Source organism: Deltaproteobacteria bacterium (assembly GCA_020848905.1).
In the GTDB taxonomy this organism is placed as follows: Bacteria; Myxococcota_A; Polyangia.
The window spans coordinates 465371-484491 of sequence record JADLHG010000004.1 but is presented as its reverse complement, the minus strand read 5'-3'; the positions used below and the strand labels follow the sequence as shown (position 1 = coordinate 484491).

Genomic DNA, 19121 nt, shown 5'->3' with positions numbered 1-19121 from the left:
ACCGCGGGCCGAGGGCGCCGGCGGGAGGCGGTCACATCGCGTGCCGCGTGACGTACGCGATGTGGTTCTGGGTCTTCTCGAAGGTCTGTTTCGCCGTCATCGCCGCGTCCCAGGAGCTGAAGTTACCGAGGCGGACGCGATACCACACCCCACGGCCGGGAATGCGCGCCGGGATGATCTGCGGACTCAGCCCCGCCTTGCGGAGCTTCTGGCTGAACTGGTCCGCCTCGCCACGCTCCTGGAAGGAGCTGAGCTGCAGCGTGTAGTGTCCATCGCCCGACTTCGAGGCCGCCTGAAGCTCCTCGGGAGCCGCGGTCTTGCCTTTTGCCGCCGGCGCGCCCTTGAGCCGCCCCTCGCGCCGCGAGGCGACCTCGGCGGTCTTCCCCTTCGCAACCGGCTTTTCGGCCGGGTCGGTCTCACCCTTCTTCGCCTTGCGCACGGTCTCCCGCTCCGGCTCGCGCTCTTCCGACGCAGCGGCGGCCACGGGTGCTGGCGCCTTCTTCTCCCCCGCCTCCTCTGAGACCCCCTTGGGCCTTCTGCCCTTGTTCCCCGCAGCGCCCTTCCCTTCCCCGAGCGCCTCGGGAAAGCTCAAGCGGTCGTCGGGGTTCTCCTGGCTGCCGAGTTGATCGAGCAACGCCAGGGGATCGGCCGCCTGCGGCTTCGGGGCCGGAGGGGCGAGGCGCTTTCCCACGAGCACCCCGAGCGCGAAGACCAGTCCCACGACGACAGCGCTCGAGAAGAAGAGAAGGAAGACGTGGCGGTTGTCGAGAGAGAGCTGATAGCGATCGCGCCACCGCTTCTGGTCCTGCATGACGGCTCCTGCATCCCGCGCTGTACTCATCCTGGCGCGAGAGCCCATTCGGGGTTTTGTCGACGAGATCGATGCTAGGCAGGAGGAGTAGCGCGAGCAACTTTTCTGACGGCAGCAAAGCGCGCGAGCTGCGCGTTGGGCGAGGCGCCGGGCGTAGCAGTGTGACTCGGCGTGCTAGCGCACGACGAAGCTGGAGTTCAACTCCATGGTGAGCTGGTCAAACCGAACGACCTGGCCGCGCGTCCCCGAGCTGCCTGGTCGGTCCCCCATGTCCACCACGTAGACCTGCCCGTCGGGGCCGGGAAGGATCGCCGCCGGCAGCGACAGGGTGGACGACGCGCCGGCCGCCACCATCCGCGCATAACCGCTGCCAACCTGCACGCGGATCGTGAGGCCCCGCTCGGGCATCGGATGCGCCTCGACCGCCGGCGCACCGACGCCGGCATCCACGCGGCTGACCACCGTGCTCCTCGTGGCCAGGTGGCCTAGCCCGAGGCTCAGCCAGAGGTCCGGATTCGCGTAACGCACCACCGTCGCAGGTCCGGGCTCGGGGGGGTTGAGCAGCCGGCCGGTCGTCCCCTCCTTCTCGACGAACCCACCGTACCCCGTCGCCACGCGCTCGAAACACGGGTTGGGCGCGGGGTCCGCAAGAGGCGTCACAGACTGCTCGCACCGCGGTCCCGCAATGACGGGATAGGTCGGGAGGCCGAGAGGGATACGGTCCGCGTACAGCACGCTCCGCGACGCATCGGCACGGCACTCCCCCGTAAGGCTGTCGGCGATCGAACGGCGATAGCCGCCGACCAGGAAGCTGCGCCCCGCACGCACCTCGTACCGCACGACCTGCGTGAAGCAGGGGCTCGTGCGAACGCAAACGTCGCGCCGCCCGGGTAGCCGCGAGCAAACCAGGCCGCGGTCCCGGCACGACTTCTGGGTCGCCGACGGGCTGGGGAGGCGGCATTCGGCGTAGGGCGAGCCGCAGTCGCGGTCCGTCTCGCACGTCGCGGGGAGCTGCTTCGTCGCCGAGCAATCCTCGTCGCGCTTGCACGCGCCACCCACCTCCAGCGGCGGCGGACTGGACGCGCACACCTTCGCCGATCCGTCGAGCGGGGAGAGACACTGGCCGACGCCACCACAATCCTTGTCGCTGTCGCACCCAGGTCGAAAGCATTCGCCGCGTCGGATGGACAGCTCGGGACGCCCCGGCACCGAGCGATCCGCCAGCGCGCAGTAGTGGCCGTCCTGGCAATCGCGATTCTCTTTGCACCCGCCGTCGAGCTGCGGCCTCTGGCGCACGACGACCTGCGGCTCCACTGGGAGGAGGTCGAGAGCAAGCTGCGTCTGACTGGCCCGAACGACGCGGTATTCACGCTTCCCCTGCAGAAAGGGGCTGCACTGCCGGAAGAGGTCATCGGCGCGGCTCGCGTCGAAGCAGAGCCCGAACTCAGCCTGCTGCGCCACGGGCTTGCGGCAAAGTTGACCGAGGCCGCAATCCTCGTCGGCCTTGCAGCCCACGAGCGTCACGATGTCGCCGTGCCGCACGATCCGCCCGCCCTCGAGCTCTCGCCCCTCCACCCCGGCCTGACAGAGCGCTCCGCCCGGATCGGCCAGCGCGAGCTCGGGCCCATTGAGACGAAGCTGCCCGCTGACGCGGTCCACGAGCCGGTCCTCGTAGACCAGGCTCCAGTCGCTGCTCATCGGCTCACCGACGCCGCGGAGGTAGATACCCTGCCCCGGAAGGCTCTGTCCGTTGGTTTCGCTGACGATGACCGGCACTGGCTTTCCCGACGCCCCGCTGATCGCCACCACGCCGGCGTCGGGGACTCCCTCGACCCTGCCCTGCAGTTCGTTGCGCACGCGATGTGGAAGACGGCTCGCGGCCACCGCGGCGCTCGGCCCCGGGACGAAGTTCTCGTCCTCGATGTCCACCACGTAGACGTTGCCGTCGGAGGTCGCGACGAGAGCGAAGACGCCCCGCAGCGGTGCCTTGTAGGGCCCTCCGTCCACACCACCGTCGAGCGGCCTGCGGGGGACCTGCAGGAAAGAGAGCGCCTGCGGGATGCGGCTGCCGAAGCGCAGTCCCGGACCCGTGGCGGTGACCCTACGCGGCGGAGTCTCTGCCGCACCGGCGACGAAACACCGCGCTCGCGGCAAGGGAACGCCACCGTCCTGCACCTTCGCCAGGTCCAGGTTGGTCTCGCACTCACGCTCCAGGTCCGTCGAGACCACCCGCACCGAACGGTCGCGCGTGGCGACGTACAGGAACCGACCGAGGGCGCGCGTGGGAGGGCTCAGCGCGAGGAGGCCGCTCTCGGCGCCGGCCCCCGACAGCAGGATGCGACGGGGGCGCTCGAAGGCCCCGCTCCCGGGGTTCACGTCCACTGCCGTCACGAAGTTCGCGCCCGCCGACGAGACGAAGAGCCGCTCTCCCGTCTCCACCAGGGCGAGCGTGAACGGCAACACACCTCCCGGCGAGGTCTGGGGGAGCGCCACCGCTCCACCGTCGGACGGCGCGCCGCGATCCGACCCTGCGCCGCGGTCCGACGCGGAGACGCCCGCGTCCCGCCGCGCATCGAGGGCGGAGAGGTCCCGCGCTCCACCCTCGAGCCGTGCGGCATCCCTATCGCCAGCAGCGGCATCCTTCGGGGCCGCATCCCGCAGACCGTCCCCGGACGCTCCGTCCCGCGGCGTCGCGTCGACCGCGCGAGCGTCGGGGACGCGCGCCTCCGCGCCCGCCGCGTCCCGCTTCGCGGCATCGGCCGCCGTCGCATCGCGGGGGGCGGGGCCGTCCGCCGCGGCATCCGGCCGACCAGTCTCCCCGCGCAGCGCGCACTCGGCTGGGCAGACGGGGTCGAGCGTCTCCGTGTACCCGTCCTTGCCGAAGACGAGCCCACGCACGAGCTCACCCGTGCGGAGGTCGATCTCCGCGAGGAGCTGGCAGCGCGGGAAGGTCACGTAGGCGCGATAGGGGGCGACGACCGGACATTGGGCGTCCCCTTTGGCGGGCACCGACCCGGGAACGATCGCCAGCGACTGCGGGCGCGCGCGCAGCGGACCTCTGCGGGTGCGCGGCGTGATGCGGGAGACCAGGCTCGACGCGGGCGCCCTGCGTTCACCGGCCGCCTGCTGCAGCACGGCGGGCACGTCGATCACCGCCAGGTCGCACGACCCGGAGTTGGCCGAGACCACGCGGCATCCGTCGGCCGTGGACTTCAGCTCCGTGGGCAGGTCTCCGACGGGGACGAAGCCGTAGCCCGGGCTCTGCGGCTCGAGGTCCACGAGAGGCTCCCCCGTCCCTCCCGCGCGAAAGACGGCCACGTCGCCGCGCGCGACGTTGGCGACGAAACCATACAGAGATCCTCGCGGCGTTCCCCCCGCGGGGGCCACGCACTCGGAGCTCGTCAAGGCCGTCGTGACCCCCGCGTCCCCCACCCGCGCCGCACACGCGAAGGCCAGCGCACCCGGGCGGTTCAGGTTGCGCGTGGTGGTCACGACCTGCTCCTCGGCACAGGCCGCTGCGCAGGTCAGCGCCAGAAGGAGCGGTGCCGCGGCAGCGCGGCTGCGCGGTACTGCGTCGCTGTTCCCGTTCACGGGCATCCGATTCGACTCGCTCACTTCTCGACGATTCGCCGCACGAGGCCGATGCGGAGCATCATCTGCAGGTAGGTCCGGTGCGACGGGTCCAGGTCGATGACCCCGACCGTGTTGTCCGCAAAGTTCGCGATGAAGGCCCGCCGGCGCGCGGGGTCGAGCTCGAGAGCGTTCGGACCACGGCCGGTCGGAATGCGGCCGACGAGCTTCCCAAGCCCCACATCGACGACGAAGATCTCGGCGTCGCGGAAGCAGACCACGAAAGCCAGACGAGCCGTCGGGTCGCCTGGCCGAGCGGGATCGGCGCCGAGTCGCAGGAGCGATGGCTCGGAGCAGACCTCCACTTCCCACAAGGGCTCGAACGGTCGGTCGGGCAAGCGCTCGTTTCGCTCGAGAGCGATGAGCGACGGAGGCGCCCGATTGACGACGAAGAGCTGCGTGCCGCCAGGCCCGACCGCCACGCCGCGCAGGTCGTTCCCCGGGGCGGCGACCCCGAGGCCCTGTCGGGGCGTGGGCACGATGTCCAGGTCTCCGCGAATGACGAAAGAGCCAAGGACGCTGTCCACGCGGCTGCTCACCAGCACCGGGCTTCCCGCGTCGCCGGGGACGGTCGCCGCCAGGTTGAAGCCTCCCCGCACGGACCCCGACGAGGTGAAGAACCCGCCCACCTGGTCGCGGAACTCCACCCCGCTCGGCGTGGAGGCGAAATAGGAGACCTCGCCCCCGGCGAGGTGCGCCAGGTACACGTGGTTCAGCGGCGGCGCCTCGAGGCAGCAGTCGCGCGGCGTGGCAGCGTTCGGGTCGCAGCGCCGTGCCGCCGCGCCGCAGGTGCAGCTCATGGCCGTGCCACCGTCCCGACAGGTACGTCGCCCCCCCTTGGCGTCGATGTGCACCGCCGCGAGCTCGTTGACGTAGATGCCAAAGGGCTCCGTTGCCAGGTCACGCTGCAGCCGGTCCGAGAACTTCACCCGGTAGGGTGCGGCGCAATCCCAAGCGGGGCAGTCGGTCTTACCGGCCTGGCCGCAGCCCGTATCGGGGCTATCGTCGCAGCGCAGGTCCACCCCACCGCCGGCGAGCTCCGTAATCCTGGCCCACAAGAGGTAGTTCTGGCCGCGCACGGGCACGAAGAGGCGTTCGCCATCGCTCGTGACGCGGACCTCGGAGGGGAAGTCGCCGATCCGAAGGGTCGCGCCCGCCTGAACGAACTGCGCCTCCGGGCACTCCCAGCGGCTACTCTCGACGCGATCTGGCCGGCAATCGAGCCGTTTCGACTCCGTGAGCGCCCCGACCTGGCTCAGGTCCGCCGGCAGCGCGCGAAGGTCGAGGGCCATCAGCGTGCCCCCGTTGTAGCGCAGGTCGGCGTTCGAGTTCGTCACGTAGAGCACCGGGCGCCTGGGGTCCATGGCCAGCCCGGTCGGGAAATAGAAGGTATCGCGGCTGGGCGTAACGCCGGGATTCTCGGTAGCGCAGCCGCTCGTGCCGACGGTGCCGAGGAGCAGAACGCCCAGGAGGCAGACGAGAACGGGATGGAGGGACGAGAGGCGCACCAGGTGACCTTTTCCGTCTTGGACACGCCAGGCCATCCCCGGCGTTGCTCGACGGCAAGCGACCGTCGCGTACCCTAGCCGAGGGGCGCCCGGTGTTCAAGCGGCGAGCGAGGGGGCAGTGTGAGGGAACTCCTCGGGGCTACGCGCGCTCGGCGAGGGCGGCCTGTGCGGCCGCCAGCCGCGCCACCGGGACCCGGAACGCCGAGCAGCTGACGTAGTCGAATCCGAGGCGGTGGCAGAAGCCGACCGACTCCGGCTCGCCTCCGTGTTCACCGCAGATGCCCACCTTGAGCGTGCTTCGCACCCCGCGCCCCTTGCGCACCGCCAGCTCCATGAGCTGTCCCATCCCCTCCTGATCGATGCTCACGAAGGGGTCTACCTTGTAGATCCCGCTCTCGATGTAGGAGGGCAGGAAGCGCCCGCCATCGTCACGCGAGATCCCGTAGGTCGTCTGGGTCAGGTCGTTCGTGCCGAACGAGAAGAACTCGGCGTGCTGCGCCAGGCCGTCGGCGACGAGGCAGGCTCGCGGAAGCTCGATCATCGTGCCCACCTGGTACTGCACCTGGACGCGCTGCTCGGCCATCGTCTTCTGCGCGATGCTATCCACGAGCTCGCGCATGATCTTCATCTCGGTGACGTGTCCCGTGAGCGGAATCATGATCTCCGGGTGAACGGCCACGCCCTCGCGCTGCATCGTGCACGCAGCCTCGAGAATCGCCTGCACCTGCATGCCGTAGATCTCGGGATAGGTGATTCCGAGCCGGCAGCCGCGATGTCCCAGCATCGGGTTGAACTCGTGCAGCGCGTGATTGCGATGCTCGAGCTCCTCAACCGTGATCTTCATCTCCTGCGCGAGCTGCTCCATGTCCTCGCGCTTCTGCGGCAGGAACTCGTGCAACGGGGGATCGAGGAGCCGAACGGTGACCGGACGCCCCGCCATGGCGCGGAAGATCCCCTCGAAGTCCTGCCGCTGCATCGGCTGGAGCTTCGCGAGCGCGGCGCGTCGCCCGGCCTCGTCGTCCGCCAGGATCATCTGGCGCACGGCCTGGATCCGGTCGCCGCCGAAGAACATGTGCTCGGTGCGGCAGAGGCCGATGCCCTCCGCACCGAAGGCGATGGACTGCTGCGCCTGGTCGGGCTGATCGGCGTTCGCACGCACCTTCAGACGCCGGAACTCGTCGGCCCACGCCATCAGCTTGGCGAAGCGCTGGTACTTCGCGGACGCCTCCGGCTTAAGCGTGCGCTCGATCGTGACCTGCAAGATCTCCGACGGCTGCGTCTGGATCTTCCCTTCGATCACCTCGCCGGTCGTACCGTCGATGGAGAGCCAGTCCCCCTCCTTCAGCGTGCGCCCCCCGACGGTCAGCTTCCCCTGGGCGTAGCTGATCTCGAGGGCCGTGCACCCCGCGACGCACACCTTGCCCATCTGCCGCGCCACGAGCGCCGCGTGGGAGGTCATGCCGCCCTGCGCCGTGAGGATCCCCTGGGCCGCGTTCATCCCGGCGATGTCCTCGGGACTCGTCTCGATGCGGACGAGGAGCACGCGCTCCCCCTTCCGTGCCCACGCCACGGCGTCGGGTGCCGAAAAGACGATGCGCCCCGTCGCGGCCCCCGGCCCCGCGGGCAGCCCCTTCGCCAGAACCCGCCCCGCGGTGTGAGCGTCGCGCTTGGCCTGCTCGTCGAACTCCGGCGCGAGGAGCTGCGTGAGCTGCTCCGGCTCGATGCGCTGGATGGCGCGGCGGGCGTCGATGATCCCCTCCTCCACCATCTCGACGGCGATGCGAACGGCGGCCACGCCGGTGCGCTTGCCGGTGCGCGTCTGCAGCATCCAGAGGCGCCCTTCCTCGACGGTGAACTCCATGTCCTGCATGTCTTTGTAGTGGCGCTCGAGCCGGCCGTAGATCTCGACCAGCTCCGCGTAGGGCTTCGGCATCAAGCCCTTGAGCTGCTCGATCGGCTGGGGGGTCCGGATCCCCGCCACCACGTCCTCGCCCTGCGCGTTCACCAGGAACTCGCCGTAGAAGACCTTCTCTCCCGTCGCCGGGTCACGCGTGAAGGCGACGCCCGTCCCCGAGGTCTCTCCCGTGTTGCCGAAGACCATGGCCTGCACGTTGACTGCCGTGCCCCAGTCGTCGGGGATCTTGTACATCCGGCGGTACTCGATGGCCCGCTTGTTGTTCCACGAACCGAAGACCGCCCCCACCGCGCCCCAGAGCTGCTCGATCGGATCCTCGGGAAAGTCGCGACCGATGCGCCGCTTGATCTCCGACTTGAAGCGGAGAACGAGGTCCTTCAGGTCCTCCGCCTCCAGCTCGCTGTCGAAGCGAACGCCCCGTTCGCGCTTCTTCTCGTGAAGGATGACCTCGAAGGGATCCTCCTCTCCCTTGGCCTCGGGCTTCAGGCCGAGCACAACGTCGCCGTACATGGCCACGAAGCGCCGGTAGCTGTCGTAGGCGAAGCGGGCGTTGCCCGTGCGCGCGACCAGCGCCTCGACCGTGGTGTCGTTCAGTCCGAGGTTGAGGACCGTGTCCATCATCCCCGGCATCGAGGAGCGTGCCCCCGACCGCACGGAGACGAGGAGCGGGTTTTTGGCGTCGCCGAAGCGCTTGCCGATGATCCCCTCGACGAAGGCCATCGCGCGCTCGACGGAGGGACGGAGCTCCGGCGGGTACTTCTGCCCGTGCGCATAGTAATAGGTGCAGAGCTCGGTGGTGATGGTGAACCCGGGAGGAACCGGAATCCCGAGGTTCGTCATCTCGGCCAGGTTCGCCCCCTTGCCGCCGAGAAGGTTCTTCATCTCCGCGCTGCCCTCCGCCTTGCCCGCTCCGAACGTGTAGACGTACTGAGTCGTGCCCATGCGCTCCTCCTGGCCTTGTGAGAGGCCGGAAGTAAAGCACCGGCCGATCGAGGCTGTCAACGGCCCGCCAGTTGCGTGATGAACGCGAGAGACTTGAGCTCGCCGGTCAGGTGCTGGCGCACGACGTGGAGCATCAGCTCCCTCGCGCCACGGGCGGCCGAAGCCTCAGGCTGCAGCCGGGCCGCCGCCTCCGCGGGAGCACGCCGCAGCGCACGGAGAAGGGACAGCGCAGCACCCGGCACCTGCAGGCCCTCGCCGCTGCAGCGACCGCAAACGACGCCCCCCTGCCGGAGGCTGAAAGCGACCGGCTCCTCCTCGGCCGCGCCGCCGCACACGGTGCAGGCCTCGAGCTCCGGCGCGACGCCGAGCGCCTCGAGGAGCCGGAGCTCGTAGCAGCGCAGCAGGGTCGGCGAGGGCGGGCGCCCCTCGAAGGCTCGTAGCACCTCGAGGACCAGCGCGAACACCTCCGGCTCGGGCACACCGGGGGGAGAGAGCTCCCGCGCGAGCTCCAGAACGTAGCTGCCGTGGGCCAGCTTGACCACGTCGCCCGCGATCCCCCGCCCCAGGTCCTCCAGGCTCTCGAAGCGCTCGACGCTCCAGAGCTCGCCACGGCGTGGGGTCTTGAGCGCCGCCTCCCCCAGCACGAAGGGACCCAGCGCGCCGCCGAAGCGCCGCCGACTGCTGCGCGCCCCCCGGGCGAGGGCCGAGACCTTTCCCGGCCCTTCGCAGATCAGGGTGCACACACGGTCCGCCTCGCCGTAGTCCACGAGTCGCGCGACCAGGGCGCGCGTGATGACCGGGCCCGGCATCGGGTGGCCTACCGGACGACGAACAGGGTGACGATGAGCAGGTAGAGCAGCAGGCCCGTCAGGTCGACGGAGATGGTGACGAACGGGCCGGTAGCCAGCGTCGGATCGAGGCGGATCCGCGCGAATAGGACGGGCAGCAGCGCCCCCAGGGTCGCCGCCGAGGTCACCGCCGCCGCGACCCCCGCCCCCAGGATGACCTCGGCCAGCGGCACCGACGAGAGCAGCGGGGCTCTGAGCTTCCAGACCCACGTGAAGAGGCTCACGACACCACCGCACACGAGCCCGAGGAGGAGGCCCGCCAGTGCCTGCTTGAAGACCTGCGAGGCGAGCGCGCGTCCCTGGATCCCCTGCCCCAGACTCTGGTTCACGATCGTCGCGCTCTGACGGCCGCTGACGCCGGCGAGGGCCAGCACGAGAGGAAGGAAGAAGACCATGGGCAGGTAGGCGCGAAGGCTCGGCCCGTAGGTGGCGAGCAGGAGCGCCCCCACCGCCCCGCCGGTGCAGGTCGCGAGAAGCCACGGGAAGCGGGCCCACAGGGACTGCCACATGGTCTGGGGCTTGCCGGCCTGCGGCCCGGCGCCGGCCATCCGCAGGATGTCTTCCGCCGCCTCTTCGTGGAGCACGTCGATCACGTCGTCGAGCGTGACGATTCCGAGCAGCTTGTTCGCCGGGTCCACGACCGGGATCGCGAGGAGTCCGTAGCGCGAGGCGAGCTTGGCCACTTCCTCCTGGTGCACGTCGGTCTGGATGCTGATCACGTCCGACGTCATGAGGCTCACGAGCCGCGTATCCGGACGATTGGTCACGAGCTGCCGCAGCGAGACGACGCCCTGGAGCTGGCCGTGCTCGTTGACGACATACACGTAGAAGACCATCTCGATCGCCGTGTCCATCCGCTGCAGCTGCTCGATGGCCTCCCGGACGGTGATGTTCTGGTCTAGCGCCAGAAAGCGCGGATTCATGATCCCGCCCGCAGTGGCCGAGTCGTAACGGCTGAGGTCCTCGACCTCGCTGCGCTCGGAGCCGCGCATCCCCTTCAGGAGGTCGTCGGCCGACTCGTTGGGCAGGTGTTCCAGGATGTCCGACACGTCGTCGGGAGCGATGCGGTGCAAGAGATCCACCGCGCGTTCGCGCGGGAGGGCGGCGAGGACGCCAGCGGCGAGGTCCGCGTCTGCGGCGGCCAGCACCTCGGCCCGCTTGTCATCGGAGACGCACTTGCCGAGGAGCTGCAGCCGTTCCGTTTCGGAGAAGTGACTCAGCAGGTAAGCGAGGTCCGCGGCGTGGGTCTTCGCCAGCACCTTCTCGAGCGGCCCCGCGGCCCCGCGGCGCATCAGGCGCTTCAACGTCGCCTGGAGCAGGTTGAGCTTGGGGGTCAGCACGAACGGGACTTTCGCTCAGGCTGCAGCGCCGCAATGCCGTGTCCGAAGCCCGCGTGTCGGCGCGTAGCTCGCAACGGGAGAGAGCTCAGCCGACCCGGCGCCCGGACTCGGGACGATCGTCCGAGCGCGAGGGGACCGCGGCCTGCGTGTCCGAGGGCACTCCCCGACGCCAGATGACCGACAGGGTGATGGACGCGATGATGAGCAGGATGATGACGAAGAGCGCCAGCCCGAAGCGACCGCGGTGTCCGGAGACCTCCGCGGCGGCCTCGCCGACCGGCTCGCTCCGCTCGTCCTCGATGCGCTTCAGGCGTTCGAGGGCAGCGTCGTAGCGCCGGGCAGTGTCCTCCTCCGGCAGGCCGAGGTGCTTCGCGTACGACCTGACGAAGCCGCGCACGAACACCTGCGGGGGAAGGTCGTTCCACGCGCCGCTTTCCAGGCGCTCGAGGGACTGGAGGGGAATCTTGGTGGCCGCGGCGATCTCCGCGAGAGGAATCTGCCGCAGCTTCCTCTCGCTTCGCAGGAAAACGCCGAATTCCCGTTGAGCATCCATGCCACACCGTCCAAGCAGCATCGGGGTCGCGCTCAAATCAGCTTCACGTAGCGTCTACACTCCAACGAGATACAACTCTTGGGGTTCAGCGCTACGCATCGGTCGAACTGCTGTCGTGCTTCTTCGGTTTGACGAAGCCTTCCGTAGGTCAGCCCGAGGAGCTGGAACGGCTCCTGGATCGGGCAGTCCTTGTCATCGGTGACGTGCTTGAGCTCCGTGATGACCTTCGCGTACTCGCGCTCCTCGTAATAGACCTTCGCCAGGCGATAGCGCCCGATGCAGAACTTCGGCTGGTAGAAGAGAGCCTGCCGGAGGTCCCGCGCCGCCCGCACCCGGTCGCCCTTCAGGAAGTAGGCCCAGCCTCGGTTGCCGAGGGCCGTGAAGCGATTGGTGAAGAGGATGTTCTGTAGCGCCTTGTCGCAGTGCTGGATCGCTTCGTCGTAGCGCTTGAAGTGCAGCGCCACGCTCGCCAGGTTGGTCAGGTCCTCGGACTGGATCGTCCGCTCCTGTGCGGCGAGCTTGACCGATCGGGCAAGGTGCTGTTCGGCTCGCCGAAAGCGCTCGTTCGCCACCTCGCGCTGCTCCTGAGCGGCCCGCCCCTCCAGGCACTGCTCACGCTCGAGGAAGTTCATCGCGTGAACCCCCTCGAGGTAGAAGACCACCCCGAGAAGCTGGTGCGCGTCCCGGTTGTCGGGGTCTAGCTCGAGCGCCCGCATCAGCTCGGCCTTGGCGCCCTCGGGGTTGCGCTTGCGCACGAGGTCGGCGGCGAGGAGGTAGTGCGTTCCGGCGAGCTTCGTGTTCCGCTGCGTCGACTGGCCGTCGCAGGCGAGCACGGCCACGCACGACACGACGGCCGCGGCCAGGCGAAGCGCTGCGAATGGCATGCGAACGGAAGGCACGATCACGTACCCCACGAGATGCGCGAGCGGACCAAGCCTCCCGTGCGTCGGAGCCTGGCCTGGACTGTCGCTGACCGCCCGCCCGAAATTGCCCGCTTCCTAGCAGGGTTGGCGCTGAAGTGTCAAGCGGGAAAACCCCTTGTGACGCGTCGGGCCAGGCTCCGTGCCGGGGCCACGCGCCGCGCGGCCCAGCTGGCTTACCGAGGACGTGCGCGTGCTATGGCCGGCGCGAGGAGCCGCAACACTGGCTCGAGAGCATGTGAGGGGCTATACTGGTTTGCACCGGCAGAATACGTCACCCGAACGGCGTACGCGGAGAGGTCATCCATGAGCTTCTGTTTCGCGTTTCTGTCGAACGACGCGGGCCTCCTCGGGCCCGCGCTCTCGCCTTTTCGCGCGGTCCTTCACGAGGCCAAGGGAGCCCCGCACGGCTGGGGGGTCGGATACTATCAGGCCGGCCAACCCCTGCTGCGAAAGCAACCCAAGACTCCCGAAGGGGAACTCGATTTCGTCTCCAAGATCGAGGCCCTCCGCAGCAACTTCATCATCGGCCACCGGGGCGGGCGTCGCGCCGGAGCCCAGAGCACCGAGAACACCCAGCCCTTCCGGTTTCGGAACTGGCTCTTCGCGCACCTCGGGACCGTGGAGCGGTTCGACGAGGTGAAGGCCGGACTGCTCAGCTCGGTGCCCGATTTCATTCGGCGCAACATCCGGGGCGCTACCGAGAGCGAGCATCTGTTTCACCTCTTCCTGGCCTTCCTGAACGACACGGGAAAGATGGACGATCCGCGGGTCAGCGGGGCCGTCGTGGGCCGCGCGCTCGACACGACGGTCGCGTACCTCGACCGCCTGGTAACCGATCGGAGCGGGCCGCCCGCGAGCCACTGCTGCCTGGCGACGAACGGGCGCATCGTGGTCGCCCGCAGCCGCGGCCTACCCCTCCGGGTTACCCGCCACGGCTCATACACGAACGTCGGACGGGGCCCCGATGACCGCCCGCTCAGCTATCCGCACCTGAAGGCCGTGATGCTCGCGGGAGGCTCCATCCCCGAGGCGCCACGCTGGGAGACCGTGGCCGAGGGTCATACCGTGGTCATCGACGCGGAGCTCAACATCGAGTACTCCGTGCCGCAGTGACCCGCCCCAAGACTCGTGGGCTCGCCTGATCCGATAACGTCTCGCGTGCTTGCCGCGCACCTCGCGCGACTCGCGAGTCCGCTGCCCGCTGACCGCGACGCGGCCCAGGCTGCACTCGTGGCGGCCGGAGAGCTCGCCGTCGAGCCCCTCGTCGCCGCCCTCTCGTCGAGCGACCGCACGACGCGCTCCGGCGCCGCACTTTGCCTCGGACGCCTGGGCCACCCGTCCGCGGTGAACGCCCTCCTCGACCTGCTCGACCGCGAGCAGGAGGCCTCCGTGCGTCCGCTCGTGCTGCGCGCGATCGCCGACCTGGCGCGCCCCGGGGCGCCGGTACGGCAGAAGCTCGCGCTCCTCGACGCGCTGGGGGACCAGGATCTCTTCTGCCGTGCACTGGCCTGCCGCGGCCTCGGCCAGGTCGGGGATGCCGACGCGCGCGAGGCGCTTCACCTGGCGCTGCGCGACCCCGAGCCCTGGGTGCGTCAAGCAGCCACGGAGGCGCTACGCGGCGTGGGCCCGTCCGCCGAGGCGCAGGCGCCGCCTCCGGCGGGGGGCGCCGCGCTCGCCACCACGAGGGCCGCGGCCACGGCGGATCCCTCCTCCTCCGACGTCGCGACCTGCGCGCGCTGGCTCATGAGCCTGGATCTGCACACGCAGCGGCAGGCGCAAGCTCGCCTACGCCACTTCGGTGCTCCGGCGATCCCTCACGTAGCGCCGCTCCTGTGGGACGAGCTCCCCTCAACGCGCCGGGCGGCGGTGGAGGTGCTGGGCCAGATCGGCGACGCCTCCGGGCTCCCGCATCTGGCGCGGCTCCTCGAGCTCCCGTCCACTTCCAGCGACCTGCAAGCTGTCGCGCTCCAGGCCGTGGCCCAGATCGCCGCGACGCGGGTTCGGATGCCGGCCGAGCTCTCCGCACGGCTCGAGCAGCTCCGCTCGGCTGCAGATCCGTATGTGCGCGCCGGGGCGATTGCGGCTTCCATCCGCGGCGGCGGGCCGGGACGGGCCCATGCGGTGCGAGCGCTGCTGGACGACGAGGAGGAGTGGGTGCACGAGGCGGGCTGCCGGGCCCTCGCCGAGTCGCTGACCCTCGAGGACGGCGAGCTCCGGGACCTGCTGGTCGACGGTCTCGCACGCCTGACGGACCCGACCGCGCTGACCTACCTCCTCGGCGCGCTCGCGCGGGTCGTGGATCCCGACCACGACGAGGACCGGCAGGTGGTCGGCCCGGCCAGCCACTTCCTGCGCCACACGCACCGCGCAGTACGGATCGCGTCGGCCGCGCTCGTGGCCCAAGTTGGGCGAGACCTGGATCCTCGCACGCTCAAGGATCTGCTGGACCTCGCGGAGGAGGAGGCGAGCGAGGCGGGCCCCCTGGTGGAGGCGCTGCCGCAGCTGTGCCGCCTCGGAGATCCGCTGCCCGCAGCCACTCTCCGCCGGATCCTCCTCGGGTCGGATCCCGCGCTCGCGAGGCAAGCGGCCCGTGCGCTCGCACGCCTCGGAGGTCGCGCCGCCGTCGACGCCCTGGTGGAGGTGGCCAACGGGCGACACGGTGGCGCGGTGGCGCTCGCGGCGCAGGAGCTCGCGCACCTCAATCCCGACGCCGAGGTCGTCGCCGTGCGGGACGCTGCCGGTCGCTGGGAGCGGCGCCTCCTGCTGCGCTGCACCTGCGCCGCTCACCTGCGCTGGGTCGAGCGCAACGACCGCGAGGAGCTCCGCTGTCCCTCCTGCGACGCGGAGTACGCTATGGCTCCCTCGGGCAAGGTCTTCGCCGCGGACCGCACTCCGTTCGGCCTCTGCCTCTGTCCGACCTGCCGCCGCAAGCAGGTGCTCGTTCGCCGGCCGGAGGGCGAGACGCTCGTCTGCCCCGTCAGCGCGGAGGTGCACGTTCGCCCCTTCGATCATCCGCGCCAGCTCCGCCGCCTGGCGGAGCTCCCTCTCGGCGCGTGCCACTGCTGCGTCGAGCCGCAGCCCCTCGTCCGACAAAACGACCGCGTGGTCTGTTACCGGACGCGCGAGGAGCACGTGGCCGCCGCGCGGGGCTTCCTCCTCGCCCGCGGGCAGGTGCCACCCGACGTCTCGAGCATCAACCAGGCGCTGCTGGACGGAACCCTCGGCATCGGAGAATCGGGGACCGTGGCCGTCGTGGGGCGACGCGACGAGGAGGGTTAGCCGCCCCGGCTCGCCCCGCACGACGGATCTCCCCGTCTGGAAATCAAAGAGCCTCCGGTCCTCATGGTGACCGCCCCACGCCCCACGAGCCGGCCCACGTCGCGTGATGTTTGCGGATTTCTTCGCGCGGGGCGTGGCATGACGGTTGCTCGTCTTCTCCGCCATGACCAAGGCCCTTCTGATCCTGTCCACCGTGGTGGGGGTGAATCTCGCGCATGCCGACGGCGGTCCAAAGACCCCCCTCGACGCGTTTCGGCGCGTCGTCGGAGGCGACCCCGGCCTCCGCGTGGTCCAGGGAGGCAACGGGATCCTGCGCATCCTCGGCGGCGGCCAAGGGCCGCTCACCGTCCGCCTCCTCGAGGAGCCCCAGCCGCAATGGCTTCGTCCGCCGAATCTCGTGGACCTCGTCCTCGGGACCCGGGCACACGGGTGCCAGCGCCACACGCCCACGACGGGCGCCGGGGTGACCCAAACGCCCGTGCCGTGCCACACCTTCGGCGATCAGGTCGGCGCCTACGTGAAGCGACTCCTCCTGCCCTGGTAGCTCGGCGCGGCTGCGCCCGGCGCCTCAGTACACGGCGAAGAGGTGCACCACCCCTCCCTGCGGGTCGAGCGTCGTCGGTGTGCCGCCTCCTAGCTGCACGGCCTTGAGCGTCGTGCGGTCCACTGCCCCGCCAGAGGCGTGAACCACCGTCTGACCATCGGCGGTGAAGCGCAGCGTGTCCGCAACGTAGCGGGGCACGGCGGTGAAGGCGCGCGCCGGCCCCGCCGACGGGGGCGACAGCCTCCATAGGTAGCGGAGCTCCGGATGGCCACCCGCCGAGAAGACGAGCGTCCCGCAGTCCTCCGTCAAGGTCAGGTCGCGCACGATCCACGACGCGCCGCTCGGGTGGGCGAGGCTCGTGAGCCGCGTCGCGCTCCCCCCCTGCTCCAGGCGGAGGTGGAACACCTCCTCCTGATAGATTGCGACCCGCGGCTGAGCGACGAAGTAGAGGTCCCCGGAGGCCGCGCAGTGGACGAAGCTGCCACCGGTCGACGCCACGTAGGCTTGGCTCGTGACCGGAAAGGGGGTCCCGCCGGGAAGTCGAAGGCCCCGCAGGTCTCGTGCCCCCGTCAGGCTGTCCTGTTCGATCCAGTAGAAGTGCGTGCGACCGGGGCTGGTCCACGCCCCTCGGGGGGCGAAGCGACCGGCCCCGTCGAACGGCGCCTTGATGGAGCCATAACCGGTCAGGTTGGCAAGCCGCCCGCTCGTGAGCTCCCAGCGGTAGAGATCCATGCGCCCCGGGCCCGCCCCCGCCATGAAGAGCAGCGTGGCGTCGTCGGGGAACCACAGGTTGACGAAGGCCACCACGGCGTCCTTGAAGCGACCAGGGTCGCTGAGCTGCGCCGTAGCGCCGCCCACCTGGGTCGGCGCGACAAAGAGCTCCGGCTTCCCCTGCACCTCCTTCACGTAGGCCAGCGCCTTTCCCGTGGGCGACAGCGCCAGCTGTCCTCCCTCGGCGCCGAAGACCTCCCCCCGAGGGGCGAGGCTTCCCGCACTGGGCGTCACCCGGCGGGCCAGGCCAGTGGCAACCTCGACCACGAAGAGATCGGCCGCCCCGGCGTTCGCACCAGCAGGAACGAGCAGGCGGGATTCGTCCTCGCTCACGGCCAGTTGGTCGCCGATCCAGGCCGAGGCCCGACCTCGCGCGCGCGACACCAGCACCTCCTCGAGAGGAGCGGCGCCCGTGAGCGGCGCCCGCAGCAGTGTCGCCGCGCCGCGGTCCGTCTGCCCCACGACGTAGAGCCAGCCTCCGACGACCGTCAGGGACCGCGCCTGCAGGCTGCTCACCGCCACCGCCGAGGGCAGTACCAGGGAGCTCCCTCCGCCGGGCAGTGGCTGCCCGTCGGTCCGGAAGAGCACCACGCGATCACCCTTCTGCGCGGCGACTCCCACACGGCCATCGAGGCTGAGCGCCACGTGCTCGGCCAACGTGTCCGCGTACACGCCTGCCGCCTCGTGGACCACGCGCAGAATCCCACCTGGAGTGATCACGAGGAGGCCGGAGGTGCCGGTGAGCTTGCGGTGAAAGTAGTAGAGCGTGCCCAGTGTCCCGGGCAGCCGGATCCCGCGAAAGGGCCCCTCTCCGTCGGGACGAGCGAGATCCCGCCGGACCGGGAGCAGTCCGTGCAGCGACGCCAACCTGAGCCCGTCGAAGTCCACCAGCCCGGCAAAGCCGGGAACCGGCGCGGGGGTCCCGCGGCCGTCGGTCGAGACGGTGCGCAGCCCGAACGCGTCCGAGTCGCTCGTGACCACGTAGAGCGCCGTTCCCGCGGAGAGCGCGGCGTCCACGGTGCCGATGTCCCCTATCCCCTCGCCGTACTGGGCGTCCCGAAGCGCGTCCGTTCTGCCCGCCTCGCGCCACGCATCGCCTCGACCGTCCCGCCGGCCCTGCGCCCCATCCACTGCGCCGGACGCATCGCCTCCACCGTCCGCTCCCGGCGTGCGGGCTCCGCCGCAGCCGAGCGCGAGGACGCCACACAATGTCACGGAAAGCCGCATCGCCGGGGGCATCATAGCCGCCCCCCGGGAGGAGCGTCCATGCCACGCGCGCCGCTTCGCCCCGCCGACGGAAGCGCGCGGGCCCCGCCGCACGCGACGGCGTGGCCCCGCCCGCTACGGCTGTTTCAACGGCGCCGCGGTTTCTGCTAGGCTGGGGCGCCCCCCCGCCACGGGGTGGGGCACTCGTCGGGACCTGGAGATGCAAATGGGCATTCTGGACGAACTCGCGTCGGCGACCGGTGACAAGCAATCCAACGGCGAGATGGTCAAGCGCTGCATCGACATGCCGGCGCTCCTGCACAGCATCGCCGAGGGGCTGCGGACAGGGACCCCCAAGGCGCGCGTGGACTGCGCCGAAATCCTGGTCGAGGTCGCCCGCCGCAGGCCGGAGCTCCTGGGGAGCTTCGTGAACGACTTCCTCGACGCCAGCCGCGACGCGACGAAGCGCATCGCCGAGCTTGGATTCGAGGGGCTCGTCCTCCTCACGCCGGTGCAGCCGGCCGAGGTCTTCGCGGAGCGAGAGTACCTGCTCGGGGTCGCGAAGGAGGGGAACCTGCACGGCGCCTCCGCGCTGGCCTCGCTGTGCGGGTTGAACGCCAACTACCGAGGCAAGCTCCTCGGAACCGTCCTGCGGCTGCTCGCGGGCGTGCAGGACAAGGACCTCCCCAAGTGGGTCACGGCACTGGCTCCGGCGGTGGAAGGCTCCGCGGACGCAGTGAAGCGTCTCACCTCCACGGTTCAACCTCGGCGGGCCGCGCTTCCCGAAGCGGCAGCCAAGAAACTCGACAAGGCGATCACGAAGCTGGAACGTTCGACCGCCAAGCGGTGAG

13 protein-coding genes are annotated in these 19121 nt (G+C 70.3%); 4 read left to right on the top strand and 9 right to left on the bottom strand.

What is annotated here, in order from left to right; translation table 11 throughout:
• Nucleotides 1-31: 31 nt before the first annotated feature.
• The 8 genes from IT371_02735 to IT371_02700 all read right to left on the bottom strand — a co-directional run bounded on the left by IT371_02735 (nt 32) and on the right by IT371_02700 (nt 12431).
• On the bottom strand, nt 32-811 hold the full coding sequence (locus tag IT371_02735; protein ID MCC6746544.1) for an SPOR domain-containing protein: 780 nt from the start codon (nt 809-811) through the stop codon (nt 32-34).
• Nucleotides 812-985: 174 nt separating this feature from the next.
• Complete coding sequence (locus IT371_02730; protein MCC6746543.1) at nt 986-4426, bottom strand: hypothetical protein; 3441 nt, start codon at nt 4424-4426, stop codon at nt 986-988.
• Entirely contained in the window at nt 4423-5985 is a 1563-nt protein-coding gene (locus IT371_02725) for a hypothetical protein (protein ID MCC6746542.1), read from the bottom strand. Before IT371_02725 ends, IT371_02730 begins: the two co-directional genes overlap by 4 nt.
• 103 nt (nt 5986-6088) lie before the next feature.
• A complete protein-coding gene (locus IT371_02720) occupies nt 6089-8806 on the bottom strand; it encodes a pyruvate, phosphate dikinase (protein MCC6746541.1) in 2718 nt (905 codons plus the stop codon).
• A gap of 56 nt (nt 8807-8862) precedes the next feature.
• Entirely contained in the window at nt 8863-9615 is a 753-nt protein-coding gene (gene recO / locus IT371_02715) for a DNA repair protein RecO (GenBank protein ID MCC6746540.1), read from the bottom strand.
• An 8-nt stretch (nt 9616-9623) separates the two neighbouring features.
• Nucleotides 9624-10994, bottom strand: coding sequence for a magnesium transporter (mgtE, locus tag IT371_02710; GenBank protein MCC6746539.1), 1371 nt, complete (start codon nt 10992-10994; stop codon nt 9624-9626).
• Between the two features lie 85 nt (nt 10995-11079).
• Nucleotides 11080-11547, bottom strand: a complete 468-nt coding sequence (locus IT371_02705; protein ID MCC6746538.1) for a helix-turn-helix domain-containing protein — start codon at nt 11545-11547, stop codon at nt 11080-11082.
• Between the two features lie 32 nt (nt 11548-11579).
• Nucleotides 11580-12431, bottom strand: a complete 852-nt coding sequence (locus tag IT371_02700) for a tetratricopeptide repeat protein (protein ID MCC6746537.1) — start codon at nt 12429-12431, stop codon at nt 11580-11582.
• Nucleotides 12432-12773: 342 nt separating this feature from the next.
• Between IT371_02700 and IT371_02695 the strand changes: the two genes are divergently transcribed.
• The 3 genes from IT371_02695 to IT371_02685 all read left to right on the top strand — a co-directional run bounded on the left by IT371_02695 (nt 12774) and on the right by IT371_02685 (nt 16293).
• Nucleotides 12774-13583, top strand: a complete 810-nt coding sequence (locus IT371_02695; GenBank protein MCC6746536.1) for a class II glutamine amidotransferase — start codon at nt 12774-12776, stop codon at nt 13581-13583.
• Between the two features lie 45 nt (nt 13584-13628).
• Nucleotides 13629-15749 (top strand): HEAT repeat domain-containing protein, encoded by a 2121-nt coding sequence (locus IT371_02690; GenBank protein MCC6746535.1) that lies wholly within the window; start codon nt 13629-13631, stop codon nt 15747-15749.
• Nucleotides 15750-15912: 163 nt separating this feature from the next.
• Nucleotides 15913-16293 carry a hypothetical protein gene (locus IT371_02685; GenBank protein MCC6746534.1) on the top strand — a complete coding sequence of 127 codons (381 nt, stop codon included), beginning with the start codon at nt 15913-15915 and terminating at the stop codon, nt 16291-16293.
• 24 nt (nt 16294-16317) lie between these two features.
• Here the strand turns inward: IT371_02685 and IT371_02680 are convergent, their stop codons facing one another.
• Nucleotides 16318-18279, bottom strand: a complete 1962-nt coding sequence (locus IT371_02680) for a hypothetical protein (protein ID MCC6746533.1) — start codon at nt 18277-18279, stop codon at nt 16318-16320.
• Nucleotides 18280-18496: 217 nt separating this feature from the next.
• On the opposite strand from IT371_02680, the gene IT371_02675 reads away from it, so the two are divergent.
• Nucleotides 18497-19120, top strand: a complete 624-nt coding sequence (locus IT371_02675; protein MCC6746532.1) for a hypothetical protein — start codon at nt 18497-18499, stop codon at nt 19118-19120.
• Nucleotide 19121: the final 1 nt, after the last annotated feature.

Bases quoted from the DNA above. Each gene is read 5' to 3' on its own strand.
- IT371_02735 (MCC6746544.1), bottom strand. From the start codon at position 811: ATGCAGGACCAGAAGCGGTGGCGCGATCGCTATCAGCTCTCTCTCGAC.
- IT371_02725 (MCC6746542.1), bottom strand. From the start codon at position 5,985: ATGGCCTGGCGTGTCCAAGACGGAAAAGGTCACCTGGTGCGCCTCTCG.
- IT371_02720 (MCC6746541.1), bottom strand. From the start codon at position 8,806: ATGGGCACGACTCAGTACGTCTACACGTTCGGAGCGGGCAAGGCGGAG.
- recO (MCC6746540.1), bottom strand. From the start codon at position 9,615: ATGCCGGGCCCGGTCATCACGCGCGCCCTGGTCGCGCGACTCGTGGAC.
- IT371_02705 (MCC6746538.1), bottom strand. From the start codon at position 11,547: ATGGATGCTCAACGGGAATTCGGCGTTTTCCTGCGAAGCGAGAGGAAG.
- IT371_02700 (MCC6746537.1), bottom strand. From the start codon at position 12,431: ATGCCATTCGCAGCGCTTCGCCTGGCCGCGGCCGTCGTGTCGTGCGTG.
- IT371_02695 (MCC6746536.1), top strand. From the start codon at position 12,774: ATGAGCTTCTGTTTCGCGTTTCTGTCGAACGACGCGGGCCTCCTCGGG.
- IT371_02685 (MCC6746534.1), top strand. From the start codon at position 15,913: ATGACCAAGGCCCTTCTGATCCTGTCCACCGTGGTGGGGGTGAATCTC.
- IT371_02675 (MCC6746532.1), top strand. From the start codon at position 18,497: ATGGGCATTCTGGACGAACTCGCGTCGGCGACCGGTGACAAGCAATCC.